Origin of the sequence: Kitasatospora sp. NPDC036755, assembly GCF_040636595.1 — a bacterium.
GTDB lineage: Bacteria > Actinomycetota > Actinomycetes > Streptomycetales > Streptomycetaceae > Kitasatospora.
In genome coordinates, this window is record NZ_JBEZUT010000096.1 from 1 (window position 1) to 26,703 (window position 26,703).

Below are 26,703 nucleotides of genomic sequence, written 5' to 3' on the forward strand. Positions count from 1 at the left end.
GTTGGTGGGCCCACGCCCCCGCGGGGCCGCCGCCGTCGCTAGGCTGTCGCCCACGGGGCCGCCGCGGCGCCCCCGCGGGGGACCCGGCTGCGGGCGCCCGCGGTGCACCGCGGCCGCCAGTGAGGAGCAGGCCAATGGCGAGCGAGGCCACCAGCGTGCGGCAGGAGCCCCTGGAGCCCTCGGGGGCGGGCGCCGCGATCGAGCGCTGGACGCTCACGGCCGGCCCGTACGAGGCGAGCGTGCTCACCCTCGGCGCGACCCTGCACACCCTGAGCGGGCCGGACCGCTCCGGCCGCACGGCCCAGCTGCTGCTGGCCACCGACCGGCTGCCCGAGATCCTCGGCCCGGCGCGGCACTACGGCACGGTGGTGGGCCGGTACGCGAACCGGATCGACCGCTCCTCGGTCACCATCGACGGCGAGGAGCACCAGCTCGCCCCGACCGGCGGCGGCATGACCATCCACGGCGGTCCGGACGGCTTCGCGCACCGGATGTGGGCGGCAGAGCCGGTCGAGGGCGGAGTGCGGCTGGCGCTGCACAGCCCGGACGGGGACCAGGGCTTCCCGGGCGCGCTGGACGTCACCGTCACCTACACCCTGGACGCCTCCGGCGAGCTGGTGATCGCCTACCGGGCCGTCACCAGCAAGCCGACGGTCGTCAACCTGACCAACCACGCGTACTTCAACCTCTCGGGTGAAGGCAGCGGCGACGTCCTCGGCCACCTGCTCACCCTGGACGCCGACGCGTACACCCCGGCCGACGAGCGGCAGATCCCGTACGGCCGGACCGAGCCGGTGTCCGGAACGCCGTTCGACTTCACGGTGGCCGCGCCGATCGGCAAGTCGGTGCACGACGAGCACCCCCAGCTGACCGGGCCCGGCGGCTACGACCACAACTGGGTGCTGCGCGCCCGGCCGGCGGACGGCAGCCCGGCGCGGGCGGCGCTGCTGGAGGACCCGGTCAGCGGTCGCACCCTGGAGGTGCTGACCACCGAGCCGGGCGTCCAGGTCTACACGGCGAACAAGTTCCAGGGCGCGGTCACCGGTGCGAGCGGCGTCCCGTACGGGCCGTTCGCCGGGATCGCGCTGGAGACCCAGCACTTCCCGGACTCCCCGCACCACCCGGCGTTCCCCAGCACGGAGCTGAGGCCGGGGGAGGAGTTCCGCTCGACGACCGTGCTCCGGCTGGGGATCGCGGGGGCTGCCGGGACCCCGGCGGCCGAGGGGACCGACCGGTAGGACCGCCCGGCCGGGTGGTGGGTGTTACGGCCGTAGGTCCCGGCGCATGCAGAGCCGGGGCCAGCGGTCCAGGCCGTGCTCCGCCTCCTTGCGGCGGATCTCGCGCAGGCCCGGGGTGAGTTCGTCCTCGGCCAGCGGCCGGAAGCCGCAGCGGGCGTAGTAGGGGGCGTTCCAGGGGACCTCGACGAAGGTGGTGAGGGTGAGCGCGGGGGCGTCGGTGGTCCCGGCGAGGTGTTCGATCAGCGCGCGGCCGATGCCGCGACGGGCGTGGTCGGGATGCACGGAGACCTGTTCGATGTGGAGCGCGCCGTCCACCGGCTCAGCCAGCAGGTAGGCGGCGACGGTTCCGCCGGGGGCCTCGGCGAGCAGGGCGACGCCCTGGTCCAGGTAGTGCGCCAGCTCCTCCGGTGCCGGGGGTTCGTCCTCGGCGATCTCCGGCATGCCGATCGCGGCGAAGGGGGCGCCGGCGGCGCGCTCAAGCTCGGCGAGCAGCGGAAGTTCGTCCCTGGTGACGGCTCTGATTCGCATGCGTCCAGTCTGCTGCAGATCGCTTTCGGCCACGGACGGTGGTTCCGTCGGCCAGTGCGAGGGTGGGCGAATCGGGCAAAGCGGGTCAATCGGCGTCACCGTCAACTACCGTGCGGCAACGTCCAGGACACGCGGGCGTAACGATCGCCGTTTCTTGCAGAAACTTGCTGCAAGGACTTTCCGTCGCTCTTGCGCCGCTGTTAACTTCCTTCCCGAGCCCGACGGCAGCAACGGTGCGGTCGGCACGAGGCAGCCATTATGCGCCTGTCTCGGAACATCTCGGGCACCCCCACCCTCCCTAGGAGTTCTCATGCGGCGTGGCATCGCGGCCTCTGCCCTCGTTGTGGCCCTCGCGGTCTCGATGGCTGCTTGTGGCAGCAGCGGCTCCAGCTCCGACGGCAAGGCCGACGGGCCGGTCACCCTCACGTACTGGGACACGTCGAACGCCACCAACGAGGCGCCGAACTACCAGGAGCTCGTCAAGAAGTTCGAGGCTGCGAACCCGAACGTCAAGGTCGACTTCGTCAACGTGCCGTTCGACCAGGCCCAGAACAAGCTCCAGACCGCGATGGGGGCCAAGGGCGCTCCGGACGTGTTCCGCTCCGAGGTCGGCTGGACCGCCGCCTTCGCCAAGGCCGGCTACCTGGAGCCGCTGGACGGCACTCCGGCCGCCGCCGACACCTCCGCCTTCCAGCCGAGCCTGATCCAGCAGGCCAAGTACGAGGGCAAGCTGTACGGCGTGCCGCTGGTGACCGACACCCTCGGCCTGCTCTACAACAAGGCGCTGTTCACCCAGGCCGGCATCACCGAGGCGCCGAAGACCTGGGACGAGCTGAAGACCGACGCCGCCGCCGTCAAGGAGAAGGCGGGCGTGGACGGCTTCTGGCTGAAGGCCGCCGACGGCTACTACGCGCTGCCGTTCCTGTTCGGCGAGGGCACCGACACGGTCGACGCCGCCGGCAAGAAGATCACCATCACCTCGCCGGAGGCCGTCAAGGCCGTCGAGACCTACAAGACGATGTTCACCTCGCCGGGCACCACCAAGGCCGACGTCACCACCGACGCCTACGCGCACATGATGGACGCGTTCAACAGCGGCAAGGTCGCGGCGATCATCCAGGGCCCCTGGGAGATCACCAACATCTACAAGGGCTCGGCCTTCGCCGACAAGAACAACCTGGGCATCGCCGCCGTCCCGGGCGGCTCCGCAGGCAAGGGTGCCGCCCCGACCGGCGGCCACAACATCTCGGTCTACGCCGGTGCGGACAAGGCCCACAAGGCCGCCGCGGAGAAGTTCGCCGCCTTCATGACCTCGGCCGAGAGCCAGGCGTTCATCGCGCAGAAGAACGCCACCCTGCCGACCCGCTCCGACGCCTTCACCGCCGACGTCAAGGCCGACCCGGGCATCGCCGGCTTCCAGGCCGTGCTGAACAGCGCCAAGCCGCGCCCCGAGCTGCCCGAGTACAGCTCGCTGCTCGCCTCGCTGAACACCAACCTCGGCAAGGTCGTCCAGGGCACGAGCACCCAGGACGCGCTGAACACCGTCGCCACCGACTACGCCAAGCTCCTGCCGGGCTTCGCCAAGTAGTCCCGCGCCCGGCCCGCCGGCCGACGGCTGACGGGCAGGTGGGTGGCGGCGAACGCGTGACGGCGAACGAATGACAGATGACAGATTTCATCATCTGTCGGCTGTTCGCTGTCCGCCGTTCGTCGCCACCCTCACCCCTCACCCGTCACCCCCGGTGGGCCGGGCCGTCGGCTCCCCCGAGAATTCCCCCGAGAAGGTGCAAACGATGTCAGTCGCCGTGCAGGGCGCCACCGGCAAGGGCAGCCGGGAGCGCGAGCAGCGTCCGGGCCTGCTGGAACGCGTCAAGCGCTCCTACGCCAAGCACTGGTACGCCTACGCGATGATCGCGCCGGTGGTGCTGGTGCTCGGCGTGCTGGTGCTCTACCCGCTCGCCGAGGGCATCTGGCTCACCCTCACCGACGCCAACAGCCTCAACGTGGCCCGCAAGATCGGCGTCAACGAGATCCCGGCGAGCTACGAGTTCGTCGGCTTCCACAACTACGCCGACATCCTCTGGGGCCCCGGCTCGTACGACCGCTTCTGGTCGCACTTCGTCTGGACCATCGCCTGGACGGGCATCTGCGTCTTCCTGCACTACACCCTCGGTCTCGGCCTCGCGCTGCTGCTCAACCAGAAGATGCGCGGCCGCGCCGCCTACCGGATGCTGCTCATCCTGCCGTGGGCCGTCCCGACCTTCGTCACCGTCTTCTCCTGGCGCCTGATGCTCGCCGACGGCGGTGTCGTCAACGGCATGCTCTCCGTCCTGCACCTGCCCGAGCCGGGCTGGCTCACCGACCCGTGGGCGCAGAAGGCGGCCGCGATCATGGTGAACACCTGGGCCGGCGTGCCGTTCATGATGATCTCGCTGCTCGGCGGCCTCCAGTCGATCCCGGCCGAGCTGTACGAGGCCGCCGAGATGGACGGCGCCACCGCCTGGCAGCGCTTCCGGTACGTCACCCTGCCCGGGCTGCGCTCCGTCTCCTCCACGGTCGTGCTGCTCGGCGTGATCTGGACGTTCAACCAGTTCAACGTGATCTTCCTGCTCTTCGGCACCGGCGCCCCCGACGCCCAGCTGCTGGTCACCTGGGCGTACCGGCTCGGCTTCGGCCAGATCCCCCGGGACTACGCGCAGTCCGCCGCCTACGGCGTGATCCTGCTGTCCATCCTGATCGTCTTCACCGCCTTCTACCGGCGCTGGCTCGCTCGCAACGAGCAGGCCAACGGCTGAGGCCCCGGACCCAGTTGACCCACGAAGGCAGGTACCCCCGATGAGCATCACCACCGAACACCCGGCCCGCGCGGCGGCCCCGGCCCCGGCTGCCCGGCCCGTCAAGGTCCGCCGCCGCGGCGAGCGCAGCCCGCTGGCCCGGGCGCTGTCCCACGGCACCCTGATCCTGGCCGGCCTGATCGCGCTGTTCCCCGTCGCGTGGATCCTGTTCGTCTCGCTCGGCCCGGACAAGACGGACTACCTCCACCCCGGCGAGATCCTCGGCAAGCTGACGCTGTCGAACTACCAGCACGTGCTCTCCGACACCGACTTCTTCACCTGGTTCGGCAACGCCCTGCTGGTCTCCGGGATCACCACCGTGTTCGGTGTGATGCTCGCCGCCACCACCGGCTACGCCGTCTCCCGGATGAAGTTCCCCGGGCACAAGCCGCTGATGTGGTCGCTGCTGGTGACCCAGATGTTCCCGATCGCGGTGCTGATCGTGCCGATGTACACGATGCTCTCCGAACTCGGCCTGCTGGACAGCTACACCGGCCTGATCCTGGTCTACTCGACCACCACCGTGCCGTACTGCGCCTGGCTGCTGAAGGGTTACTTCGACACCATCCCGGTGGAGATCGACGAGGCCGGCCGGGTCGACGGGCTCAGCCCGTTCGGCACCTTCTGGCGGCTGGTGCTGCCGCTCGCCCGCCCGGGTCTGGCGGTGGCGGCCTTCTACTCCTTCCTCACCTACTGGGCCGAGGTGCCGTTCGCCTCCACCTTCATGCTCAGCTCCGACAAGTACACGCTGGCGGTCGGCCTGCAGACCTTCGTCAGCGAGCACGACGCCCAGTGGAACCTGATGGCCGCGACCGCCGTGCTGATCGCGATCCCGTCCGCGGCCTTCTTCTACCTGGTGCAGCGCCACCTGGTCACCGGCCTGACCGCCGGTGCCTCCAAGTCGTAGCGCGCCGCCACGCCGTCACGCGCCCCCACATCCCGGTGCCTTCCGCTCCTCTAGTCCCCAAGGGATACCGTCCATGACCCAGAACCTGGCCGACACCTCCCGGCCTGCCGCCGACACCGCTCACGAGGCGGCCGCCCTGGCTTCGGTGACTGGCAGCGCGTCCAGAGGCTGGTGGCGGGACGCGGTCATCTACCAGGTGTACCCGCGCAGCTTCGCCGACTCCAACGGCGACGGCATGGGCGACCTGCCCGGCATCCGCAGCCGCCTGCCCTACCTGCGCGACCTCGGGGTGGACGCGGTCTGGCTCTCGCCGTTCTACGCCTCGCCGCAGGCGGACGCCGGCTACGACGTGGCCGATTACCGCGCGGTGGACCCGATGTTCGGCACCCTGCTGGACGCCGACGCGCTGATCCGCGACGCCCACGACCTGGGCCTGCGGATCATCGTCGACCTTGTCCCCAACCACTCCTCGGACCAGCACGAGTGGTTCCAGCGCGCCCTGCGGGAGGGCCCCGGCTCCCCGCTGCGCGACCGGTACCACTTCCGCCCCGGCAAGGGCGAGCAGGGCGAACTGCCGCCCAACGACTGGGAGTCCATCTTCGGCGGCCCGGCCTGGACGCGCAGCGCGAACCCGGACGGCACCCCCGGCGACTGGTACCTGCACCTGTTCGCCCCGGAGCAGCCCGACTTCAACTGGGAGAACCGGGCCGTCGCCGACGAGTTCCGCTCGATCCTGCGGTTCTGGCTCGACATGGGCGTGGACGGCTTCCGCATCGACGTCGCCCACGGCCTGGTCAAGGCCCCCGGCCTGCCCGACCTCGGCGGCGCCGACCAGCTCAAGCTGCTCGGCAACGACGTCATGCCGTTCTTCGACCAGGACGGCGTGCACGAGATCTACCGCAGCTGGCGCACGATCCTCGACGAGTACCCGGGGCAGCGGATCGGCGTCGCCGAGGCCTGGACCCCGACCGTCCAGCGCACCGCCAACTACGTCCGTCCCGACGAACTGCACCAGGCCTTCAACTTCCAGTACCTGGGCACCGATTGGGACGCCACCGCGCTGCGCGAGGTGATCGACCTCTCGCTCGACTCGATGCGCCCGGTCGACGCCCCCACCACCTGGGTGCTGTCCAACCACGACGTCACCCGGCACGCCACCCGGTTCGCCAACGAGCCCGGCCTCGGCACCCAGATCCGCACCCCCGGCGACCGCGAGCTGGGCCTGCGCCGCGCCCGCGCCGCCAGCCTGCTGATGCTGGCGCTGCCCGGCTCGGCGTACGTCTACCAGGGCGAGGAGCTCGGCCTGCCGGACGTCACCGACCTGCCCGACGAGGTCCGCCAGGACCCGTCCTTCTTCCGCCAGGCCGGGCAGGACGGCTACCGCGACGGCTGCCGCGTCCCGATCCCGTGGTCCGGCTCCGAGGCCCCGTACGGCTTCGGCCCGGTGGCCGGCGGGCCGTCCTGGCTGCCGCAGCCGGCCGAGTGGGCCGGACTGAGCGTCGAGGCCCAGACCGGCGACCCGAACTCCACCCTGGAGCTCTACCGCAGCGCGCTGGCCGTCCGCCGGGCGCAGCCCGACCTCGGCGCCGGCACCGGGGTCGAGTGGCTGCAGGGACCCGAGGGCACCCTGGTGTTCCGCCGCGGCGCCTTCGTCTGCACCGTGAACACCACCGGGGAGCCGGTGCGGATCGCGGCCCCGGGCACGCTGCTGCTCGCCTCGACGGACCTCGTGGTGGACGGCGGCGAGACGGTGCTCGCTCCGGACAGCACCGGCTGGTGGGCGGTCTGACGTGGTTGGAATAGGCTCTGGGACCGTGACTACGGCGCGACTCTCAGACATCGCGGCGCAGGCGGGGGTCAGCGAAGCCACCGTCTCCCGCGTGCTCAACGGCAAGGCGAACGTCTCCGCCGCCACCAGGCAGACGGTGCTGGCGGCGCTCGACGTGCTCGGGTACGAGCGGCCGACCCGCCTGCGCCAGCGCAGCGCCGGGCTGATCGGACTGATCACGCCGGAGCTGAGCAACCCGATCTTCCCGGCGCTGGCCCAGGTGATCGAGCAGGTGCTCAGCCGACACGGCTTCACGCCGGTGCTGTGCACCCAGACGCCGGGCGGGTCCACCGAGGACGAACTGGTTGACATGCTGGTGGACCGGGGCGTGGCGGGCATCGTCTTCGTCTCCGGGCTGCACGCCGACACCACCGCCGACCACGACCGCTACGCCCGGCTGGCCGGGCGCGGGGTGCCGTTCGTGCTGATCAACGGCTACAGCGAGAAGATCGACGCGCCGTTCATCTCGCCGGACGACCGGGCCGCGATGTGGATGGCCGTCCAGCACCTGGCCGAGCTCGGGCACGAGCGGATCGGGCTGGCCGTCGGCCAGCGCCGGTACGTGCCGGTGCTGCGCAAGATCGAGGGCTTCACGGCGGCGATGCGCGAGGTGCTCGGGTACGGGCAGGAGGAGGCCCAGAACCTCGTCCACCACACGCTGTTCAGCGTGGAGGGCGGGCACGCGGCAGCCGGCGCGCTGCTGGACAAGGGCTGCACCGCGATCGTCTGCGGGAGCGACATGATGGCGCTCGGGGCGATCAGGGCGGTGCGGCAGCGCGGTCTGTCGGTGCCGCAGGACGTGTCGGTCGTCGGCTTCGACGACTCGCCGCTGATCGCCTTCACCGAGCCGCCGTTGACCACGATCCGCCAGCCGGTCGAGGCGATGGCGACGGCGGCGGTGGACGCGCTGCTGGAGGAGGTCGGCGGGAACGCCGCCCAGCGTGGCGAGTTCATGTTCCAGCCGGAGCTGGTGATGCGCGGATCCACCGGGGCCGGCGCGCGCTGAGCCCCGGCCGCCACGGCCGAACGACGGGCCCCGGAGGGCGATCGCTCTCCGGGGCCCGTCGGCGTGCGCGGGGTCGGCCGTCGTGGTGCGCGCGACGGCCTTCGGGGCCGGCGGGGGCTTCCGTCGGGCGGTCAGCCCTCCTGGGTGGTCGGGCGGTCGACGGTCAGTCGGTGTCCGTCGGCCGCCTCGCCGGTGCGGGTCTCGGTGCGACGGCCGCGCGCCAGGTAGTCGCGCAGGACCAGTTCGACGGCGTCCTGGGGGCTCTTGGTGCCGGAGAGCATCATCGCGTCGATCGCGAGGTTCGCGTCGAGCGTGACGGTGACCTGGGCCATGTGACTCCTCCTCGGGTGCAGAGCAGCAGCATGCCCGCTGGGGCGGGGATCCACCACGGGACAGGGCGGAACCGCCGGAGGAGAGCCCGGAACCGTCGGCGGGAACGCCGGAACCCCCGGGGAGAGCGACCAGACTCTCCCCGGGGGTGGCGGATGGTCAGCGTGGGGATGACGGCCGGCGGCTGACAGCTGACAGACGATGAAATCTGTCAGCTGTTATCCGTCAGCCGTCAGCCGTCAGCCGTCATTCGTCATTCGTCGTCCGAACGCCGTCGTCCGTGCGCCGTCCTCAGACCCGGCCGGCGAAGTCCGGGGCCCAGTTGGCGATGCTCTGCTCGCGGACGCCCGAGCTCGGGTTGGCGGCCTCGACGTACTTGCCGTTGCCGACGTAGATCGCGACGTGGTAGACGCCGGAGTCCTTGCCGTTGTTGGACCAGAACAGCAGGTCGCCCGGCTGGAGGCTGTCCAGCGAGACGTGGGTGCTGGCCGCGGCCTGGTCGGCGGCGACGCGCGGGACGGAGATGCCCGCGGCGCGCAGCGCGGCCTGGGTCAGGCCGGAGCAGTCCCAGCCGCCGTTGCCGGTGCCGCCGTAGACGTACGCCTGACCGACCTTCGACTCGGCGAAGGAGACCGCGGCGGCCATGCTGCCGGTGGCAGCCGGAGTCTGGGTCTGGGTCTGGGTCTGGGTCTGGGTCTGCGGAGCGGGCTTGGCGGCCGGCTTGGTGGACGGCTTGGCGGCCGGGGCCTGGGCCTGCGCGGTCGGCTGGGCGTTCACGGCACCGCCGTTCGCGGACTGACCGGACTTCTGCGAGCGGTCGAACCAGGTGAAGTCCGAGCCGGACTTGCCGGTGGAGGACGGGGCGGCCTGGGCCTGGCCGTTGCCGCCGAAGGACAGCTGCTGGCCCGGGTAGATGGTGTCCGGGCCCTCGGTCAGGGTGCCGCGGTTGAGCTCGTAGAGCCGCTGCCAGCCGCCCTGCACCTGGTGCTGGTCGGCGATGGCGGACAGCCAGTCGCCCTGGACCACGGTGTAGTCGGCGCCCTGGGCCTGCTGCGGGCCCTTCTTGACCCAGTCGCTCCGGTTGCCCGAGGCGGCGTTGCCCGTGGCGGCCTGCGCGCCGTCCTGGGCGGGCGCGGCGGGCTTCGCGGCGGGGGCCTGGGGCTGCGCCGGCTTGGTGGCGGGCTTCGCCGCCGGAGCCGCCGGGGCGGCCGGCTTGGCGCTCTGCGCGGGCTTGGTGGCGGTCGAGCCCGCCGAGGTGTCGACGGAGGCGGCGGCGCCTCCCTTGGTGAGGCCGGCCTGGACCGAGCACACCGGCCAGGCGCCGGGGCCCTGCGAGGCGAGGACCTTCTCGGCGACGGAGATCTGCTGGTCCTTGGTGGCCAGGTCGGCGCGCGCCGCGAAGGCGGTGCCGCCGAAGGCGGACCAGGTGCTGGAGGTGAACTGGAGCCCGCCGTAGAAGCCGTTGCCGGTGTTGATGGCCCAGTTGCCGCCGCTCTCGCACTGGGCGACCTTGTCCCAGGTGGCGACGGAGGCGGCCGAGGCGGTGCCCGAGGTGAGGCAGGGGACGGTGAGGCCGACGCCCGCGACGCCGAGGGCGGCGATCACGCGGCGGGTGCGGCTGGACAGGCGAGTGCCGTTGGTGGGCAGCATGAAGACGCGGTCCTCTCCCACGCCTGCGAGGTGAGCTGTCGGATTCGGGCTGGAGTTGCCCGGCCGCGCTGTGGGCGCGGCTTCACCCCTAGCCCTGGACCGTTCCGAAGACCGGTCCGGGGCGACTTACCTGTGGGTCCCCCGCTCCTGCCGTGGTGCGTTTTCGCGTTTCCAGGACACCCGACGGCAGGACTCGGCGTTGCGGATGAACCGGGTTCGTGTGGTCACGAACGGGGAGCACGTTAATCAGACTCAAGTTCAAACTGCAAACCACTGTGATGTGCATCATGGTTTAGTGGGAACTGCCAAAATCGCCGTCCATCAAGATCGCAAATGATCGTTTTCAAGCAATGTCATTGCGGAAGTCAACAACTGGCTCTGTCTCAGGAGCGGCGTGACGATGTGTCGAATCGTGGAGTCGCGCACACCGGAAGGTGGGGGAGCGGTCGCGATCCGCGCCCTCGGATCCGCGCTCCCTTTTTCCTTTCAAATGGCTCCAGAAAGGCCAGAACGGACATTTCGCTTCGACGGCTCCGCGACTTCCGCACTTGACGGGACGTGCGGGAGGGCAAGCCGAAGGGCCCGGAACGGAAGCCGTTCCGGGCCCTTCGGTGCGCGCGGGCGGCGCGCGGTGTCGACTACTGCCCGAGGGGGCCCTCGGCGGCCGCGTGGGCGCCGCGAGCGCCCTCCGGGGCCCCCTCGGCCCCGGAGGCGGCCGCTGCCTCCGCCTCGGCCCGCGCCAGGTCCTCCGGGGACGGCGCGGGCAGGGCGGCCAGGTAGGTGGAGGCGATCAGCTGGCCGACCGACGGGTACGCGCCCAGCGGCGCGGCCGACGGGCAGCCGGTCTCCTCGGCCGCGGTGGCGAGCAGCTCGGAGTCCGCCTCCGGACCGATCACCAGCGGGGCCAGCGCCGGGCGCTGCGAGCCGGTCTCCTTGAGGTGGTTGACGGCCGCGGCCACCGAGCCGGGCACGTCGAGCGCGGCGGCGACGACCGGTACGGCCAGCCGCGCGGCCAGCAGCACGCCGGTGATGCCGGCCGCGGCGGCCGCGTCCTCGCCGCCGACGGTGGTCAGCACCACGCCGTCCGCGGCGGTCGCGATGGCGAACAGCCGGGCGCGGTCGGCCCGGGCCAGCCCGGCCTCGGACAGGCGGACGTGCACGGCCTCGGCCAGCAGCGGGTGCGGGCCCAGCGGGTCGGTGACGGGCGCGCCGTACTCGGCGGCGAGCGCGTGAAGCTCGGTCAGGAAGGTGTGCGGACCGGGCACCAGCGGCACCAGGACGGGCGTCGGAAGCCCCGCCTCGGCGGCCATGGCCAGCAGCTCGGCGACGGTGCGGTCCTCGCCGTCCACGCCCTCGGGGCCGTTGCCGGGGAGGTAGCCGACCGCGGTCCGGACGCCGTTCTGCTCGGTGCGGACGATCGAGAGCAACTCCTCGACGACCGAGCGGGACTCGGGCCCGGCGGTCGCGGGCACGGCGAGCACCAGGGCCGGGGCGCCGGCCGGGATCTCGGGGCGCTCGGGACGACGGTGGCGCCCCCGCGCACGGGAGCCTGGAGTGCGGACGGGCAGTGGCGCGCCCGGGATGGCTGCGGTGCTCATGCCGGAGATCGTAGGACATCGGCCCGTCCGGCTTGCAGTCGGCTGCCGTACGGGTTTCGCGCGGTCATGGTGCGGAGCCGGTGCGTCTGCGGCACGGCTCCGGGCGCTTTGCCTACAATCCGGACATTCTTCGCCCAACCTCCGTGTGATCACCGGCGCTTGCCCGGACGCCGTCGGAGGGGGCCGGCGTTGCATCCGGGGCGCGTGAGATGTCTCACAGCATGAGGTCGGCCTGACGGAGGGTCACAGGCGTGCGACTCCCGGCATTCGAAGATCAACATTCAGCGGGGAGATGCTCACGGCCGGTTATCGCGGGCTCGACGATTCATCGGCTATGTCCGTTTACGTACCGTCAGGAGAAGGGCCCGTGAAGAGTTCGCGGCTGAGGGTAAAAGGCCTCGTGCACCTGCAATGTCCCGTGCTGATGCACGTGCACTGCGGCTATCATCGCGTCAAGTGAGGCGTTGTGCCGGACCGGTACGGGGCCGGTCCGTTCGTTTCGGCGGCGCCGGGGGCGCCGCGCAGGACGACAACTCCGGAGCTCTTCGGGAGATTTATATGCACGACTCGCAGGACAAGCACGGCTCGTACGAGACCTACAACGGGATGGCCGCCACCGACCTCCAGGGGGTGGTCTGGCAGAAGAGCCTGCACAGCAACTCCCAGGGCAACTGCGTCGAGTTCGCGGCCCTGCCGGGCGGCGACGTGGCGATGCGCAACTCGCGGTTCCCGGACGGTCCCGCGCTGATCTACACCCGGGCCGAGATCGCCGCCCTGCTGCTGGGGGCGAAGGACGGGGAGTTCGACCACCTGGCGGTCTGACTGACCGTCGTGCTCCACCATCGGGGGGCCGTCGTGGGTGCCGACACCACGACGGCCTTTGTCTTTGCCTCCTCCGGGTGCCGCTCCCCGGAGCCTCTCCTCGGATCCGCCGGCCGCCCGGCGGTCCGGAGCCGTCCGTGACGGCATCCGTGACGAGGTCCGCGGCGACGTCCGCAGTGACATCCGTGACGGCATCCGCGGCGACGTTCGCAGTGACATCCGTGGTGATGTCAGCGGCGACGTCCGCGCTGTCATGGCGACGGAAGGGCCCGGGGTGTGGTCCTCCCGGGGTTCCTCCCGGCCGGCCGCACGCCGGCCGGCGCGGAGCCCGCCCCGAGCGGCTCCCTCCGAACGGTCGGTCCTGGGACCGGGGCCCGTCCTAGGCCGAGCGCCGATGCCGTCCGCCGGCGTCGAGGGGGCCGTCGAGCGGTGAGCGCCCGCTGAGCACGGGGTGTCCGTCCAGCGGGGAGCCGCCGACCGACTCGGCCTCGAACATCGCCCACACCACCTTGCCGCTGCCCAGCGGGTGCCAGCCCCAGGAGCGGCTGAACGACTCCACCAGGTGCAGTCCACGGCCGGATTCGGCGACGAAGTCGGCCTCCCGGGCGACCGGCCCGATGCTGCTCGGATCACTCACCGCGCAGACCACCTGGGGTGCGCGGTGCACCAGGCTTATTCGGATCGGCAGCCGGCCGTCCGCGGTCGGCTGTGTGGGAAAGTCGTACTCGCCCTGGGCGCCGCCCGACGGGTCGGGCCGTGCGCCGATCGCATGCCGGAGCGCGTTGGTCACGAGTTCCGAGGCCACCAGCGCGACGTCGTCGAACAGCTCGGTCAGGCCCCAGCGCTGAAGCGTGGTCCGGGCGAAGTCACGCGCGGTTCTGACGGCTTCGAAGCGAGGAGCGAGCGTACAGGTGACCACATGGGGGTCAACCGCCAAAGCCGTACCGGTGCTCATGAAGAGCTCCTCCCATAAGGGGGCGGACACGGCTGGACCCGCCGGGGTCATGCCGGTCACCTCCGACTCGCTCGGCCGCTCGGCCGCCCCCTCGACCAGGCGCGCGCGCACTCGAACGCCCGATGACGCGGGGGATGCCGTCGGGTCGGTGCACGGAGTCGCGCGTGGGGTCGACGCGGAGCCCGCGGGATTGCCAGGGATGTGCAGGTGCACGTGCACCATGGTGGTGTGCGCTCACTGCAGATGCAAGAGTCGATTCACGTGCAGTCGCACTATTGGCATATGCAAGCGCCGGATGCACGTGCATCCTGGTGTGCGGAGCGCGGAACTGATAGGAACATCCGTCAGTATCGGCACCGTGAGCGCTCAACTGATGGCAGACTGTGCGCTGTTTGCCCTAGGTGGAGGTTTCGACCGCATGACCACAGTTCAGCCGGGCGGCGGCTCGATGGTCCGCCGGATCCTCCTCGGCTCGCAGCTGCGACGCCTTCGCGAGGCGCGCGGCATCACCCGCGAGGACGCGGGCTACGCGATCCGGGCCTCCGAGTCCAAGATCAGCCGCATGGAACTCGGCCGCGTCAGCTTCAAGGAGCGCGACGTCGCCGACCTGCTCAGCCTGTACGGCGTGGACGACGGCATCGAGCGGGAGGCCCTGCTCGGCCTCGTCCGCGAGGCCAACAAGTCCGGCTGGTGGCACAGCTTCAACGACGTGCTGCCGGGATGGTTCCAGACCTACGTCGGTCTGGAGGAGGCCGCCCAGCTGATCCGCACCTACGAGGTGCAGTTCATCCCCGGACTGCTCCAGTCCGAGGAGTACGCACGGGCGGTTTTCGGCCAGAGTCGGCCGGTCATCAGCGAGGAGGAGGTCGAGCGACGGGTCAGCCTCCGGCTGCGCCGTCAGAAGTTGCTGACCGAGGGCGCCAGCCCGCGGCTGTGGGCGGTCATCGACGAGGCGGCGCTGCGCCGGCCGGTCGGCGGGCCCAAGGTGATGCGCGGCCAGGTGCAGTACCTGATCGACGTCGCCGAGCAGGCCAACGTGGTGATCCAGGTCATGCCGTTCCGGTTCGGCGCGCACGCGGGCGAGTCCGGGGCGTTCACGATCCTGCGCTTCCCGGAGCAGGACCTCGCGGACGTGGTCTACCTGGAGCAGCTCACCAGTGCGCTCTACCTGGACAAGCGGGACGACGTCGACGCCTACATCCAGGTCATGGAGCGGCTCTGCGTGGACAGTCTCACGCCCGAGCGCACGATAGACCTGCTCGCCTCGATCCTGAAGGAACGCTGAGTCGCTGCCGTCCGGGGCCTGTGAGATCCCTCCCTCACCAGGCCCCCGGCAGTCGGACACCGGGCCGCCCACCCGCCGTCAGCCGCGGGCCGGCGGCCGTTCGCGTTCCGGCGGGGCCGGCTGCGGCGGGTCGCCCAGCTCCCAGGCCAGGTCGTAGCGGCGGAAGAGGTCGGCCCGGATCGGCGCCAGCGGAAGTTCGGCGCCCGGCAGCAGCACTCCGATGCAACCGCCCATCAGCGCGCTGCGCAGCACCGCGTGCTCGGCGGCGGGGTCGGGCGCGCCCCAGTCCCGCAGCAGTCCCTGGAGGAGGGCGCCGAGCTGTTGCTGCTCCGGGTCCTGGACGAAGGCGCCGTTGTCCGGGTCGAGGATCAGCGCGAGGTGCGAGCGCATCACTCGGGGGTGGTCCATCGCGAGCCCGAGCACGACGTCGATCGCCCGGGCCAGCCGGGCGTCGGGGGAGGCGCCGGGGGCCAGTTCCGCCAGTGAGCAGGCCAGGGACTGGTGCATCATCCGGTGCGTCGCGGACTGCATCAGCAGCCGTTTGCCGTCGAAGTAGTACGAGAGCAGCCCGCGGGCGAGCCCGGCGCGCTCGGCGATGTCCGTCAGCGTGGTGCCCGCGTACCCGCGCTGGTCAACGAGTTCGACGGTGGCCCGCATGATGCGCCTGCGGGAGCGTTGCCGCATCTCCTCATTGACCGAATCCCCGCGAGGTGCCATCGTGTCTGCTCCGAACGTTCGTTGGCTCCGAGCCAATATACTTGCGGAGCCGACCGCCGCTCCGGGGGATCCGTGCCCCGACGGGCACTGCCCGGGCGGCCACCACGAAGACGGCCGGCTCCACCAACACGGGGGTTTGGTGGAGCCGGCGCCATGGCCCGAGGCCCGCAGGCCGCTGCGGGCCGGGCATGAAGGTCAGTGCTCGGTCAGGACTTCGGCCCGGGTCGCGGTCGATCCGACTGTCGCGTAATCATAATCCGGTACCGACGAGGGAGTTGACGTGCGGCGCCGGTCCACCAGGGCGCCCACCGTCGCGACCACCAGGCCGACCAGGGCGACCGCCGTGACGAACAGCAGTGCCGGCCGGTAGCCGTCCAGCTGGGCCTGCGGGCTGTCGCCGCCCGCGCTGCCGGCGGTGATCATCGCGGTCGCCCCGGCCAGCACCACCGCGGTGCCGACCTGGATGGCGGTGTTCACCAGGCCCGAGGCCAGGCCCTGCTCCTCGTCGGCCACGCCGTCGGTCGCGGCGATGTTCACCGACGGGAAGGCGAACGCGAAGCCCACCCCGAGCAGCAGCATCGAGGGCAGCACCAGGCCCGGGTACGAGCTGTGCTCGTCCAGCCGCAGGAACAGCGCGAACGCGGCGACCAGCGAGAACAAGCCGATCGGCAGCAGCCGCCCGGTGCCGAAGCGGTCCACGATCGGACCCATGAACGGCGCCGAGAGCGCGATGAAGGCCCCGGCGGGGAGCAGCCCGAGGGCCATCTCCAGGGCCGACCAGCCGAGCAGCTGCTGGAGGTAGAGGGTGACCACGAACTGGAACCCGCCGTACGCGCCCGTCATCGCGAAGGCGACCACGTTGGCCCGGGCCACCGAACCGTTGCGGAAGATGCCGAGCCGGACCAGCGGGTGCGCGGCGCGGCTCTCCACCCGCAGGAAGGCGGCGGCCAGCGCGGCGACCACGACCAGCGAGCCGAGGGTGCGCGGGCTCAGCCAGCCGGCGCCCTGGGCCTCGGTGACGGTGAAGACCAGCAGCAGGACGGTCGCGGTGCCGGTGATCGCCCCCAGTGCGTCGTAGCCGCCCTTGGCCCGCTCCTCGACCGGCCGGGGGAGCAGCCGGACGGCGAAGACCAGGGCGAGCAGCGCCACCGGGACGGGCATCAGGAAGGTCCAGCGCCAGCCGACCGAGGTGAGCAGCCCGCTGAGCACCAGGCCGAGCGAGAAGCCGCTGGCGCCGCAGGTGGTGTAGATCGACAGGGCGCGGTTGCGGGCCGGGCCCTCCGCGAAGGTCGTGGTGATGATCGACAGGCCGGCCGGCGCGGTAAAGGCCGCGCTGACGCCCTTGAGGAAGCGGGCCGCGATCAGCAGGCCGCCGTCGTCCACCAGGCCGCCGAGCAGTGACGCTGCGGCGAAGACGCCCAGGGCGACGAGGAACACCCGGCGGCGGCCGAGCAGGTCGGCGGCGCGCCCGCCGAGCAGCAGCAGGCCGCCGTAGCCGAGCACGTATCCGGAGACCACCCACTGCAGGGTCGAGGTGGACAGGTGCAGGTCGGAGCCGATGGACGGAAGGGCGACTCCCACCATGGAGACGTCCAGGGCGTCCAGGAACATGGCGGCGCAGAGCACGATCAGGGTGCCCCAGAGGCGGGGAGTCCAGTGCGGCCCGCTGGTTGACGGAGCATCGGGCGGTGAGGTGGTCGCGGTGGTCATGGGGAGGACAGTACATGCATGTGCATTCAATGCAAATGAATTAGATGTGAACACAATAATTGCCGGTGCACGTGCTAGGGTGGCGGCGTGGCTGAACTCGACTCCCCGGCGGAGGCCGGTCTCGTATCGCAGTGGCGCGAGCTGTTGGCCCGGCACGCCGCCACGGCGTGCCTGCTCGACCGCGAGCTGGGCGAGCGGTACGGGCTGGGCATGAGTGAGTTCGAGGTGCTGGAGCGCCTCGTCGAGGCGTGCGGCGGCGGGATCGCGGTGCGGGTGAGCGAGCTGGCCCACACCGTCCATCTGAGCCAGAGCGCGCTCTCCCGGCTGATCGCCCGCTTGGAGAAGGCCGGGCTGGTCGTCCGGGCGATGTGCGAGAGCGACCGGCGGGGCGTCCAGCTCACCCTCACCGAGGCCGGCCGGGACCGCTACGAACAGGCCCGGCCGCTCCACCGTCAGGTGCTGGAGCTGACCCTCGGGGACGGGGCCGGTGCGGGCTGTGGCGCCGGGGAAACGGGAACTGACCAGCCGTCAAGTTAAGGCCAGCGGTTCGGGGTTGACCTCAGAGCAGTGAGTGCAGTCCCGGCGCGGCGGCCAGCAGGACGACCACGGCGGGCACGGCGAGCGCCGCGACGGTGAGCCGGAGCCGGTGCGGGACGGAGAGCCGCGGCCGGCCTGCGAGCAGGCGGTCGACGCGCTTGGGGGACTGGGCCAGGCCTGGCGGACACGATCCGAACACCCCGCGGTCCAGGTTGAGTTCGGCCAGCGCGAGGGCGGTGGTGTGCCGGCCGTGCCGGCGGGCGGCCCGGTCGTCGGCGGCCAGCTCGACCAGCTCGGAGACCTGGTCCCGGAAGGTGCTGAACACGCCGACCCCGGGGAAACCGGAGGCGAGCGCCTGGGCGAACTGCTGGAGCCAGTGGTGCCGGGCCCGGACGTGGCCGCGCTCATGGCTCAGCACGGCGGCCAGCTCCCGGTCGGTCAGCTGTCGGAGGGCGCCGGTGGTGACCACCAGCCGGGAGTCCGGACCGGGCAGTGACCACGCCTCCGGGCGGACGTTCTCCAGGACCACCAGCCGCTCCCGGCGGCTCCGGGCGGTCTCGATGGAGTCCGGCAACTCCGGTGCGCGGGTCGCAAGTTGGGCGTGCCGACGGTTGCGCAGGGCCTTGGCCGTACGGACCTCCCGGGTGAGCGCCAGCACCGTCTGCACCCCGCCCGCGGCCAGCACCGCGGCGCACAGCCGGCCCCAGCCCTCGGCCTCCTGGAGGCCGTAGGCCGCCTCCACGCCGTGCGGCGCGCCGGAGAAGACCAGCACGCGCAGCTCCGGCAGGGCGGCGGAGGCCGCCAGCAGGAGGCCCAGCGCGCAGCACAGCAGTACCGCCACCACCAGGCACTGCCACACCAGCAGCGCCAGCACGGGTTCGCGCTCCGCCCAACGGGCCCGGGCCAGTAGCCGGGGCGCGAGGGTCGACAGCAGCAGGCCGAGCAGCAGCAGGCCGATCAGGGCAGGCATCGATGGGCTCCCCGAGTACGCACGGAACGCGACAACGCGCTCCCCGCCAACCTATGCGCTGGCGACGTCCGGTGGAACGGCTTTCGACCGGCCAGTGACCAACGCCACGCCCGGACGGGGGGCTTGGGGCGCCGGGCGGGTGGGCCGCGAGGCCGGAGCATCCGCCCGGTCGGCGCACGGCCGGGCCGTCACATGGTCAGGAGCATGGCGAACATGCCGATCCCCATGGTGAGCCGACAGGCCTGCGGCAGGCCGGCGGTGCCGACCGCGAGGGTGCCCGCCGGAGTGCGAAGTAGCCGGCTGCCGGTCCAGAGGGTGTAGCCGCCGAAGTAGAGGAGGAGCGCCCCGGTCAGGACCGGAAGGCCGGTGGCGGCCGGGTGGTGCCCGTGGCCGGAGGCGGTCGCCATCGCGAGGGCCATGTACGTCATGGCGAGCGCGCCGACCGCGTGGTGCAGCCGGTGCGCGCGACCGGCCGGCGCGTGGACGGCGGCGAGCAGGAAGGCGGTGGCGGGGAGGCCGAAGAGCGCGGCCCAGACGGTGGCGGGGACGGTGGCGCCGGTGACGGCCATGGCGGCCATGCCGAGCCCCATCAGGGCCTCGGCCGCGTCGGACTCACGGGCGAGCGGCCGGTGCGCGGCGACCGGGCCGCAGGGGGAGTGGCGCAGCCGGGCCAGGCAGGAGGTGCCGGCGCCGGCGGCGAGGAGGGCGAGGAGCCAGTTGACCAGGGCGGGTCCGTGCAACGGCGGCCTCCCGGGGCGGTGGGCGCCGGGGGCGGCGAACAGATGTGGACGGACAGCGGTCAGCGAACAGATGATGAAATCTGTCGGCTGTCACCTGTTCGCGGTCCGTTGTCACCTGTTCACCGCCCCCGGGCGCGGCGACGGACGTCCGGTCCACGATCACCGCAGCCGGCCGGGAGCGGCCAGGGCGCGTACGGGGGCGCACAGTGGTGCCCGTCGTAGCGAAGCCATGGCCGCACGCCTGCCCTACGCCTGCCCCCGTCCCCAGCCGCAGGCCCGACCCGCTCAGAGCCGGCCGAGCCGGGCCCGCTCGGCCCGACCCGCTCAGCGGGCCCGAGCCGACGGGGGCCGCTCAGCCCTGGAGCCGCTCAGCCCTGGAGCCGCCCCGAGGCGACCACCCGGCTGAGGAACTGCCGGGTCCGCTCCTCCTGCGGATCCCCCAACACCTGCTCCGGCGGCCCCTGTTCGAGCACCACCCCGTTGTCCAGGAAGCAGACCCGGTCGGCGACCTCGCGGGCGAAGCCCATCTCGTGGGTGGAGAGGACCATCGTCATCCCCTGATCCTTGAGGTCCCGCACCACCGACAGCACCTCGCCGACCAGCACCGGGTCGAGCGCCGCGGTGATCTCGTCCAGGAGCAGCAGCCGGGGCCCGGTGGCCAGCGCGCGCACGATGGCGACCCGCTGCTGCTGCCCGCCGGAGAGCCGGTCCGGGTACTCCTTCGCCTTGGCCGCCAACCCGAGCCGGTCGAGCAGTTCCAGCGCCCGGCCCTCCGCCTCGGCCCGGGCCACCCGGTGCACCCGGCGCGGCGCGAGCGTGATGTTCTCCAGCACCGTCAGATGCGGGAACAGGTTGTACGACTGGAACACCACGCCGATCCGGCGCCGCACGGCGTCCTCGTCCGCGCGCGGATCGGTGATCTCCTCACCGTCCAGGAAGATCGCCCCGTCGTCGATCCCTTCCAGCAGGTTGACGCAGCGCATCAGCGTGGACTTGCCGGAGCCGGACGCGCCGATCAGCGCCGTCACCGAGTGCTCGGCCACGGCGAGGTCCACGTCGCGCAGCACCACCTGGTCGCCGAAGGACTTGCGCGCCGACTCCAGCCGGAGCACCTCGTTCGCCGTCACACCGCACCTCCCTGCAGCTGGCGGCGGTTCATCCGGGCGGTCAGCCAGTCGGCGAACCGGGTCAGCGGAATGGTCAGCACGATGAACACCAGCCCCGCCACCAGGTACGGCGTGAAGTTGAAGGAGCGGGCCGCGATGATCTTCGCCGCGTACACCGCGTCGATCGCGCCGCCGATCGAGACCAGCCCGGTGTCCTTCTGGAGGCTCACCAGGTTGTTGAGCAGCGGCGGCACCACCCGGCGGACGGCCTGCGGCAGCACCACGTAGCGCATCGCCTGCGCGTTGGTCAGCCCCAGCGACCTGGCCGCCGCCCGCTGGCTCGGGTGAACCGACTCGATGCCGGAGCGGAACACCTCCGACACGTACGCCGAGTAGGTCAGCACCAGCGCGGCCCCGCCCAGGAGCAGCGGATCCGTGGTCACTCCGGTCAGCCGCAGCGCCGGGACCCCGGTGATCATCACCAGCAGGCAGATGATCATCGGCAGCCCGAGGAAGAAGTCCACGTACGCGGTGGCCAGCAGCCGCACGGGCAGGAAGACCGGCCCGCGCAGCGTCCGCAGCACCGCCAGCAGCAGCCCGAACACCAGGATCAGGGCGCCGCAGCCGAGCATCAGCTCCAGGTTCAGCCGCAGCCCCTTCAGCACCTCGGGCAGCGCCTGGCGGGCGTAGTCGAGGTTGAAGAAGGTCCGCCGGGTCACCTCCCAGCCGGGGGAGTTGACGACCAGCAGGTAGAGCACGACGGCCGTCACCAGGGTCGACGCGGAGGCGATCAGCGCCGAGCGGCGGGCCCGGGCGCGCCGGTACGCCTCGTGCGCCAGCCGCCGTTCGGACGGGCGATAGCCGTCCTCCGCCGCCGGCGCCCCGGCCGGCGATCCACTCGCCGATCCGGCCACCGCCCCTTCCGCCGTTCCGGCCGCCGTTCCGGTGCGCGCCGCCGGCGCCTTGGCGAGCCCCGTGGGAACCGAGCCGTCCGAGGCCTCACCGCTCAGCCCGGGGCCCAGATCAGCGCTCACTTCAGCACCGGTGCCGAGACGGCGTCGGAGAGCCACTGCTTCTCCAGCTTCGCCAGCGTGCCGTCGGCGCGCAGCGCGTCGACGGCCTGGGAGACGCAGCCGGTCAGCTTGGAGCCCTTGTCCAGCACCAGGCCGAACTGCTCGGCCTTGGCCGTCACCTCGAACTGGCCGACCACCTGGGCCTCCGGCACCTCGGCGCCGGTGATGTAGAAGGCCGTCGGCAGGTCCACCACCAGGGCCTCGATCTGGCCGTTCTTCAGAGCGGCCTTGGCCAGGTCGTTGGAGTCGAAGACGGCCGGCTGGGTGGTCGGCTTGATGGTGTCGGTGATGGTGTCCAGGCTCGTGGTGCCGACCTGGGCGCCGAGCTTGGCGCCCTTGAGGTCGGCGATGCTCTTGGCGCTCGCCGCCTTGGAGTTCTTCAGCGCGATGACGGTCTGGCGCACGTCGTAGTAGCCGGAGGAGAAGTCCACCGCCTGCCGGCGCTCGTCGCTGACGGACACCTGGTTGATGTCGAAGTCGAAGTCCTTGGCGCCCGGGGCGGTCGCCTTGTTGAACGGCGCCACCACCCAGCTGACCTTCTCCTTCGGGTAGCCGAGCTTCTCGGCGACCGCGTAGGCCACGGCGGACTCGAAGCCCTTGCCGTTCTCCGGCTTGTCCTCGGAGAACCACGGGTCGTACGCGGGCTTGTCGGTGCCGACGGTCAGCGTTCCGGCGGTGCGGGTGGCCAGCGCCCCCGGCGCGCAGCCCGCCGCCGTCCCGGCCGCGCCCGGGGTGCCGGAGGCGGTGTCGGACTTCGAATCCTGCGGCGCGCAGGCGGTCAGCACGGCCGCGGCGGCGACCAGCGCGGCGAGGGGCAGTGCGGCGGACGGCTTGCGGAGGGTCATGACGGGGCTCCAGGGAAAGGACCGGCGGGACGGGGGGACGAGGAATGGCACGGGAGGGCGCGACGGGCGGCCCGCATCCCGGCGGGTCACTTCCCCCCGGTGGCGGCGCCGGAACACACGCGGCATGGTCGGCGTACGGGCCCGCGTCCGCGGCGCCCTCCGGGCCGGACCGGTGGCAGCCGGGTCGGCGGCGGACCGGTCAACAGCAGCGGCGACAGCGGCAGCAATGGCCGCGCGCGCGACAGCGACAGCGACGGCAGACGTGCCGACGGGAGGGCGCCCGGAACGGGCTGTCGTGGCGTTCGGCCACCGTGATCACCGCCGGGAGCATGCGGGGAGGTTCGCATCAGAACGGCGCATCTGTCCAGATCATCCAGATCACAGTCCACATGCCGGACAACCCGTCTCCCGCCGAAGGTTTCGGCGCCGGAGCGGCGGCGCGCCGGAACTTTGCCGGTATCGACCCCCTTGAACGGGAGAACCTTTCGTACTTATGGTGTCCTCGTTGAAATAACTCCTGTCGAAGTGAGTCCACGATGCAGAATCTTTCGCCAAGGCTCGCTGTGGCGGCCGACGCCCCGGTCTCGACCCTCGCCGGCCACCCGGCCTGGCTGCGCCTGAAGGAGGCCGTCGAGACGCTGCGCCCGCTCCAGTCGAAGGACGGCTCGATCGACCTGGCCGCCGTCCAGCGGCACACGGTCGACCCGCTGGTCGCCACCGTCCGCGCCGCCGTCGAGGAGCTCGCCCCGAACTTCCCGCACGACGCCGCCTACCTCGCCGCCGTCGACGCGGACCTCGCCAAGTGGGCCGACACCGGCTACCGGGAGCCCGACTTCCTGGACTCGCTGCTGGCCTTCCAGCCCGCCGCGCAGCGCGAGGACGGCCTGGAGCACCTCGTCGTCTTCCCGATGTACACCCAGAACGGCAACCCGGACCGCAACCTGGAAGCCGTCCTGCTGAGCGTCGTGTGGCCCGACTGGCTGGCCGAGCTGGAGCGGACCCGCTTCGACAACCCGATGTTCGTGCCGATCACCTTCACGGACTTCACCGCCGGCTACGACACCAACTCCGCCGTGCTCTTCCCGGAGACGGTCGCCGTCCGCAAGGCGCCGGAACGTTTCACCTGGGGCGGCATCTTCTGCGACCGCGAGGCCGCGCGCTTCCGCGCCGTCTCCACCAGTGCCGTCCAGCAGCTCGGCCTGGAGATCCCGGCCGACGCCGAGGGCCTGCTCCAGGACCAGCAGCGCGCGCAGGAGACCTTCGTCCTGTGGGACCTCATCCACGACCGCACCCACAGCCACGGCGACCTGCCGTTCGACCCCTTCATGATCAAGCAGCGCAGCCCGTTCTGGATGTACGGCCTGGAGGAGCTCCGCTGCGACCTCACCACCTTCAAGGAGGCGGTGCAGCTGGAGACCGAGGGCAACCCGCACGCCCGCGACGTCCAGTACGCGGTCCTCTTCGACCGCCTGTTCCGCTTCCCGGTCTCCGGTGACCGGGTGCGCAACTACGACGGCATGGGCGGCCAGCTGCTCTTCGCCTACCTGCACAAGAACGGCGCGCTGCAGTGGCGCGACAACCGCCTCAGCATCGACTGGGAGCTCGCCCCGCAGGTCACCAACGCGCTCTGCGGCGAGATCGAGACCCTGTACCGCGACGGCATCGACCGGCCCAAGTCGGCCCACTGGATCGCCGCCTACGAGCTGGTCTCCCGCTACCTCACCCCGCACCCGGCCTCCACCTGGGCGAAGGGCCCCGAGGCGCTGCCGCTCGACATCACCGACGGCAAGGCCCTCAACAAGGCCCTGTGCGACGCCGTGGTCCCGGACGAGTTCCCGCTGAGCATGTTCTACGAAGCCCTCAACAAGAAGCTGAGCGGCGTCATCGCCGCCACCGCCGGCATCACCGGCACCGGTATCCAGGGAGCCGCCGCGTGACCACCTCCACCAACGCCCCGCTGGCCGGCAAGGTCATCGCCGTCGCCGGTGCCAGCGGCCCGGCCGGACGCGCCGTGCTGCGCCGCCTCACCGCCGACGGTGCCACCGTGATCGGTGCCGACATCGACCCGCAGCGCCTGGAGTCCGCCCTGGACGCCACCCGGGTTGCCGTCCGCGGAGCCAAGGTCAGCGGCCAGGTGATCGACCTGCTCGACCCCCAGGAGGTCCACGACTGGGCCGACCACCTGGAGTCCGAGCACGGTCACGTCGACGGCCTGTTCCACCTGGTCGGCGGCTGGCGCGGCAGCAAGACCTTCTTCGACACCCGGCTGGACGACTGGGACTTCCTGCACGACACCGTCGTGCGCACCCTCCAGCACACCTCGCTGGCCTTCCAGCCCGCGCTGGTCCGCAGCACCGCCGGCCGCTACGCGATGATCTCCGCCGCGGCCGCGCACAAGCCCACCGCCGGCGGCGCCGCCTACGCGGCCGCCAAGGCCGCCACCGAGGCGTGGACCCTCGCCATGGCCGACTCCTTCAAGAAGGAGACCACCGCCCCCGACGGCGAGCCCACCGCGGCGGCTGCGATCCTGGTCATCAAGGCGCTGGTCAGCCCCGAAATGCGGGCCGAGAAGCCGGAGGCGAAGTTCGCCGGTTTCACCGACACCGCCGACCTCGCCGGACACCTGGCGGGCCTCTGGGACCGCCCCGCAGCAGAACTGAACGGACAGCACCTGTGGCTGACAGCCCGATGACCGACCTCACCCGTACGGACGCGGTACGGCGGCACGACCCCGCCGTCCGCGGCTTCGCCAGCGACAACTACGCCGGCGTGCACCCGGAGGTCCTCGCCGCGGTGGCCCTCGCCAACGGCGGTCACCAGATCGCCTACGGCGAGGACGACTACACGGCCCACCTCCAGGACGTCTTCCGCCGCCACTTCGGCGAGAAGGCCGAGGCCTACCCCGTCTTCAACGGCACCGGCGCCAACGTGGTCGCCCTCCAGTCGCTGCTCCCGCGCTGGGGCGCGGTGGTCTGCGCCGAGTCGGCCCACATCCACGTGGACGAGGGCGGCGCCCCGGAGAAGATGGGCGGCATCAAGCTGCTCACCGTCCCCACCCCGGACGGCAAGCTCACCCCCGAGCTGCTCGACCAGCAGGCCTGGGGCTTCGGTGACGAGCACCGCGCGCAGCCGCTCGCGGTCTCCATCACCCAGAGCACCGAGCTCGGCACGCTCTACACCGTCGACGAGATCCGCGCGATCACCGAGCACGCCCACCAGCTGGGCATGCTCGTCCACGTTGACGGCTCCCGCCTGGCCAACGCCGCCGCCTCGCTCGGCCAGCCGCTGCGGGCCTTCACCACCGACGTGGGCGTCGACGTGCTCTCCTTCGGCGGGACGAAGAACGGCCTGCTGTTCGGCGAGGTCGTGGTGGTGCTCAACCCGGAGCGGGTGCGCAACATCAAGTACCTGCGCAAGACCTCGATGCAGCTCGCCTCGAAGATGCGCTTCGTCTCGGTCCAGTTCGAGGCGCTGCTCTCCGGCGACCTCTACCTGCGCAACGCCGGCCACGCCAACGCGATGGCCAGCCGCCTGGAGGCCGCGGTCCGGGAGATCGACGGCGTCGAGGTGGTCCGCCCGGTCCAGGCGAACGCGGTGTTCGCGATCCTCCCGCGTGAGGTGAGCGAGCGGCTGCAGAAGCGCTACCGCTTCTACTTCTGGAACGAGCACACCGGCGAGGTCCGCTGGATGTGCGCCTTCGACACCACGGAGGCGGACATCGACACCTTCGCGGCGGCCATCGCCGAGGAGATGGGCCGCGCCTGACGGCGCTCGGACACCGGATCGTCCCGTCCCGCGACAGCGGGGCGGGACGATTTGCATGTGGCGGGCCGGTCCCCGTACAGTTCCGGAGTCGCCGCGGGAGACCGGGGCGGCAAAGCGGAAAGCGAATCGGATGAATGAAACTCCGGAAAACGGGGCGGAAAACGTCTGATAAGCTGGAAACACGAAAGAACGAAGCCCGGAGGGTCCGCTGGAAGGCGGTCCGAAGGAAGCGTCCGTTCCTTGAGAACTCAACAGCGTG

General features: G+C 71.7%; 24 protein-coding genes and 1 riboswitch. Of the genes, 12 read left to right on the plus strand and 12 right to left on the minus strand.

The features are described from left to right. Positions 1-134: 134 nt before the first annotated feature. Complete coding sequence (locus tag AB0E96_RS16725; RefSeq protein ID WP_359823855.1) at positions 135-1,238, plus strand: aldose epimerase family protein; 1,104 nt, start codon at positions 135-137, stop codon at positions 1,236-1,238. 24 nt (positions 1,239-1,262) lie between these two features. Here AB0E96_RS16725 and AB0E96_RS16730 read toward each other — a convergent pair whose 3' ends face one another. Then, on the minus strand, positions 1,263-1,766 hold the full coding sequence (locus tag AB0E96_RS16730) for a GNAT family N-acetyltransferase (protein WP_359823858.1): 504 nt from the start codon (positions 1,764-1,766) through the stop codon (positions 1,263-1,265). A gap of 310 nt (positions 1,767-2,076) precedes the next feature. Between AB0E96_RS16730 and AB0E96_RS16735 the strand changes: the two genes are divergently transcribed. The 5 genes from AB0E96_RS16735 to AB0E96_RS16755 all read left to right on the plus strand — a co-directional run bounded on the left by AB0E96_RS16735 (position 2,077) and on the right by AB0E96_RS16755 (position 8,341). Further along, on the plus strand, positions 2,077-3,354 hold the full coding sequence (locus tag AB0E96_RS16735; protein ID WP_359823861.1) for an extracellular solute-binding protein: 1,278 nt from the start codon (positions 2,077-2,079) through the stop codon (positions 3,352-3,354). A gap of 205 nt (positions 3,355-3,559) precedes the next feature. Then, positions 3,560-4,561 carry a sugar ABC transporter permease gene (locus AB0E96_RS16740; RefSeq protein ID WP_359823863.1) on the plus strand — a complete coding sequence of 334 codons (1,002 nt, stop codon included), beginning with the start codon at positions 3,560-3,562 and terminating at the stop codon, positions 4,559-4,561. Positions 4,562-4,601: 40 nt separating this feature from the next. Beyond that, the gene (locus tag AB0E96_RS16745) at positions 4,602-5,507 is read left to right on the plus strand and encodes a carbohydrate ABC transporter permease (RefSeq protein ID WP_359823866.1); all 906 of its coding nucleotides are present in this window, start codon (positions 4,602-4,604) and stop codon (positions 5,505-5,507) included. Between the two features lie 73 nt (positions 5,508-5,580). Beyond that, entirely contained in the window at positions 5,581-7,296 is a 1,716-nt protein-coding gene (locus AB0E96_RS16750) for a glycoside hydrolase family 13 protein (RefSeq protein WP_359823868.1), read from the plus strand. Positions 7,297-7,321: 25 nt separating this feature from the next. Then, entirely contained in the window at positions 7,322-8,341 is a 1,020-nt protein-coding gene (locus tag AB0E96_RS16755; RefSeq protein WP_359823871.1) for a LacI family DNA-binding transcriptional regulator, read from the plus strand. Positions 8,342-8,472: 131 nt separating this feature from the next. Here AB0E96_RS16755 and AB0E96_RS16760 read toward each other — a convergent pair whose 3' ends face one another. From AB0E96_RS16760 to AB0E96_RS16770, 3 genes are all read right to left on the minus strand, one after another. Continuing rightward, positions 8,473-8,673: a hypothetical protein gene (locus AB0E96_RS16760; protein ID WP_359823873.1), complete on the minus strand. Its 201-nt coding sequence runs from the start codon at positions 8,671-8,673 to the stop codon at positions 8,473-8,475. Positions 8,674-8,962: 289 nt separating this feature from the next. Next, the gene (locus AB0E96_RS16765; RefSeq protein ID WP_359823875.1) at positions 8,963-10,342 is read right to left on the minus strand and encodes a transglycosylase family protein; all 1,380 of its coding nucleotides are present in this window, start codon (positions 10,340-10,342) and stop codon (positions 8,963-8,965) included. Continuing rightward, positions 10,329-10,499: riboswitch (cyclic di-AMP (ydaO/yuaA leader) on the minus strand. Its footprint overlaps the gene before it by 14 nt. Positions 10,500-10,959: 460 nt before the next feature. After that, the gene (locus tag AB0E96_RS16770; protein ID WP_359823878.1) at positions 10,960-11,919 is read right to left on the minus strand and encodes a hypothetical protein; all 960 of its coding nucleotides are present in this window, start codon (positions 11,917-11,919) and stop codon (positions 10,960-10,962) included. 558 nt (positions 11,920-12,477) lie between these two features. Between AB0E96_RS16770 and AB0E96_RS16775 the strand changes: the two genes are divergently transcribed. Next, entirely contained in the window at positions 12,478-12,741 is a 264-nt protein-coding gene (locus AB0E96_RS16775; protein ID WP_359823879.1) for a DUF397 domain-containing protein, read from the plus strand. A 379-nt stretch (positions 12,742-13,120) separates the two neighbouring features. Here the strand turns inward: AB0E96_RS16775 and AB0E96_RS16780 are convergent, their stop codons facing one another. Continuing rightward, positions 13,121-13,696 carry an ATP-binding protein gene (locus AB0E96_RS16780; RefSeq protein WP_359823881.1) on the minus strand — a complete coding sequence of 192 codons (576 nt, stop codon included), beginning with the start codon at positions 13,694-13,696 and terminating at the stop codon, positions 13,121-13,123. Between the two features lie 418 nt (positions 13,697-14,114). Between AB0E96_RS16780 and AB0E96_RS16785 the strand changes: the two genes are divergently transcribed. Further along, entirely contained in the window at positions 14,115-14,981 is an 867-nt protein-coding gene (locus tag AB0E96_RS16785) for a helix-turn-helix transcriptional regulator (RefSeq protein ID WP_350524265.1), read from the plus strand. A 78-nt stretch (positions 14,982-15,059) separates the two neighbouring features. Here AB0E96_RS16785 and AB0E96_RS16790 read toward each other — a convergent pair whose 3' ends face one another. Both AB0E96_RS16790 and AB0E96_RS16795 read right to left on the minus strand, forming a co-directional pair. Beyond that, complete coding sequence (locus AB0E96_RS16790; protein WP_359823884.1) at positions 15,060-15,665, minus strand: helix-turn-helix domain-containing protein; 606 nt, start codon at positions 15,663-15,665, stop codon at positions 15,060-15,062. 228 nt (positions 15,666-15,893) lie between these two features. After that, entirely contained in the window at positions 15,894-17,408 is a 1,515-nt protein-coding gene (locus AB0E96_RS16795; protein ID WP_359823887.1) for an MFS transporter, read from the minus strand. 87 nt (positions 17,409-17,495) lie between these two features. On the opposite strand from AB0E96_RS16795, the gene AB0E96_RS16800 reads away from it, so the two are divergent. Continuing rightward, positions 17,496-17,945 (plus strand): MarR family transcriptional regulator, encoded by a 450-nt coding sequence (locus AB0E96_RS16800; RefSeq protein ID WP_359823889.1) that lies wholly within the window; start codon positions 17,496-17,498, stop codon positions 17,943-17,945. A 22-nt stretch (positions 17,946-17,967) separates the two neighbouring features. On the opposite strand, the gene AB0E96_RS16805 is transcribed toward AB0E96_RS16800, so the two are convergent. The 5 genes from AB0E96_RS16805 to AB0E96_RS16825 form a co-directional block, all read right to left on the minus strand. After that, the gene (locus AB0E96_RS16805) at positions 17,968-18,915 is read right to left on the minus strand and encodes a M56 family metallopeptidase (protein ID WP_359823892.1); all 948 of its coding nucleotides are present in this window, start codon (positions 18,913-18,915) and stop codon (positions 17,968-17,970) included. A gap of 188 nt (positions 18,916-19,103) precedes the next feature. Further along, positions 19,104-19,655, minus strand: coding sequence for a DUF5134 domain-containing protein (locus AB0E96_RS16810; protein ID WP_359823894.1), 552 nt, complete (start codon positions 19,653-19,655; stop codon positions 19,104-19,106). 368 nt (positions 19,656-20,023) lie between these two features. Then, the gene (locus tag AB0E96_RS16815) at positions 20,024-20,782 is read right to left on the minus strand and encodes an amino acid ABC transporter ATP-binding protein (protein ID WP_359823896.1); all 759 of its coding nucleotides are present in this window, start codon (positions 20,780-20,782) and stop codon (positions 20,024-20,026) included. Then, positions 20,779-21,675, minus strand: a complete 897-nt coding sequence (locus tag AB0E96_RS16820) for an amino acid ABC transporter permease (RefSeq protein ID WP_359823906.1) — start codon at positions 21,673-21,675, stop codon at positions 20,779-20,781. Before AB0E96_RS16820 ends, AB0E96_RS16815 begins: the two co-directional genes overlap by 4 nt. Before the next feature lie 116 nt (positions 21,676-21,791). Beyond that, positions 21,792-22,679 (minus strand): ABC transporter substrate-binding protein, encoded by an 888-nt coding sequence (locus AB0E96_RS16825; protein ID WP_359823899.1) that lies wholly within the window; start codon positions 22,677-22,679, stop codon positions 21,792-21,794. A gap of 536 nt (positions 22,680-23,215) precedes the next feature. Here AB0E96_RS16825 and AB0E96_RS16830 point away from each other — a divergent pair. The 3 genes from AB0E96_RS16830 to AB0E96_RS16840 are packed head-to-tail and all read left to right on the plus strand — an operon-like array spanning position 23,216 to position 26,444. Next, entirely contained in the window at positions 23,216-24,616 is a 1,401-nt protein-coding gene (locus tag AB0E96_RS16830) for a DUF6421 family protein (RefSeq protein ID WP_359823902.1), read from the plus strand. Further along, entirely contained in the window at positions 24,613-25,371 is a 759-nt protein-coding gene (locus tag AB0E96_RS16835; protein WP_359823904.1) for an SDR family NAD(P)-dependent oxidoreductase, read from the plus strand. The genes AB0E96_RS16830 and AB0E96_RS16835 overlap by 4 nt, the downstream gene beginning before the upstream one ends. Then, positions 25,368-26,444 carry a low specificity L-threonine aldolase gene (locus AB0E96_RS16840; RefSeq protein ID WP_359823909.1) on the plus strand — a complete coding sequence of 359 codons (1,077 nt, stop codon included), beginning with the start codon at positions 25,368-25,370 and terminating at the stop codon, positions 26,442-26,444. The genes AB0E96_RS16835 and AB0E96_RS16840 overlap by 4 nt, the downstream gene beginning before the upstream one ends. Positions 26,445-26,703: the final 259 nt, after the last annotated feature.

Excerpts from the sequence above, each read along its gene's own strand:
- AB0E96_RS16745 (WP_359823866.1), top strand. The coding sequence starts at position 4,602 with ATGAGCATCACCACCGAACACCCGGCCCGCGCGGCGGCCCCGGCCCCG.
- AB0E96_RS16775 (WP_359823879.1), top strand. The coding sequence starts at position 12,478 with ATGCACGACTCGCAGGACAAGCACGGCTCGTACGAGACCTACAACGGG.
- AB0E96_RS16735 (WP_359823861.1), top strand. The coding sequence starts at position 2,077 with ATGCGGCGTGGCATCGCGGCCTCTGCCCTCGTTGTGGCCCTCGCGGTC.
- AB0E96_RS16805 (WP_359823892.1), bottom strand. The coding sequence starts at position 18,915 with ATGCCTGCCCTGATCGGCCTGCTGCTGCTCGGCCTGCTGCTGTCGACC.
- AB0E96_RS16725 (WP_359823855.1), top strand. The coding sequence starts at position 135 with ATGGCGAGCGAGGCCACCAGCGTGCGGCAGGAGCCCCTGGAGCCCTCG.
- AB0E96_RS16825 (WP_359823899.1), bottom strand. The coding sequence starts at position 22,679 with ATGACCCTCCGCAAGCCGTCCGCCGCACTGCCCCTCGCCGCGCTGGTC.
- AB0E96_RS16785 (WP_350524265.1), top strand. The coding sequence starts at position 14,115 with ATGACCACAGTTCAGCCGGGCGGCGGCTCGATGGTCCGCCGGATCCTC.
- AB0E96_RS16795 (WP_359823887.1), bottom strand. The coding sequence starts at position 17,408 with ATGACCACCGCGACCACCTCACCGCCCGATGCTCCGTCAACCAGCGGG.
- AB0E96_RS16750 (WP_359823868.1), top strand. The coding sequence starts at position 5,581 with ATGACCCAGAACCTGGCCGACACCTCCCGGCCTGCCGCCGACACCGCT.
- AB0E96_RS16830 (WP_359823902.1), top strand. The coding sequence starts at position 23,216 with ATGCAGAATCTTTCGCCAAGGCTCGCTGTGGCGGCCGACGCCCCGGTC.
- AB0E96_RS16740 (WP_359823863.1), top strand. The coding sequence starts at position 3,560 with ATGTCAGTCGCCGTGCAGGGCGCCACCGGCAAGGGCAGCCGGGAGCGC.
- AB0E96_RS16840 (WP_359823909.1), top strand. The coding sequence starts at position 25,368 with ATGACCGACCTCACCCGTACGGACGCGGTACGGCGGCACGACCCCGCC.
- AB0E96_RS16780 (WP_359823881.1), bottom strand. The coding sequence starts at position 13,696 with ATGAGCACCGGTACGGCTTTGGCGGTTGACCCCCATGTGGTCACCTGT.
- AB0E96_RS16760 (WP_359823873.1), bottom strand. The coding sequence starts at position 8,673 with ATGGCCCAGGTCACCGTCACGCTCGACGCGAACCTCGCGATCGACGCG.
- AB0E96_RS16790 (WP_359823884.1), bottom strand. The coding sequence starts at position 15,665 with ATGCGGCAACGCTCCCGCAGGCGCATCATGCGGGCCACCGTCGAACTC.
- AB0E96_RS16770 (WP_359823878.1), bottom strand. The coding sequence starts at position 11,919 with ATGAGCACCGCAGCCATCCCGGGCGCGCCACTGCCCGTCCGCACTCCA.
- AB0E96_RS16730 (WP_359823858.1), bottom strand. The coding sequence starts at position 1,766 with ATGCGAATCAGAGCCGTCACCAGGGACGAACTTCCGCTGCTCGCCGAG.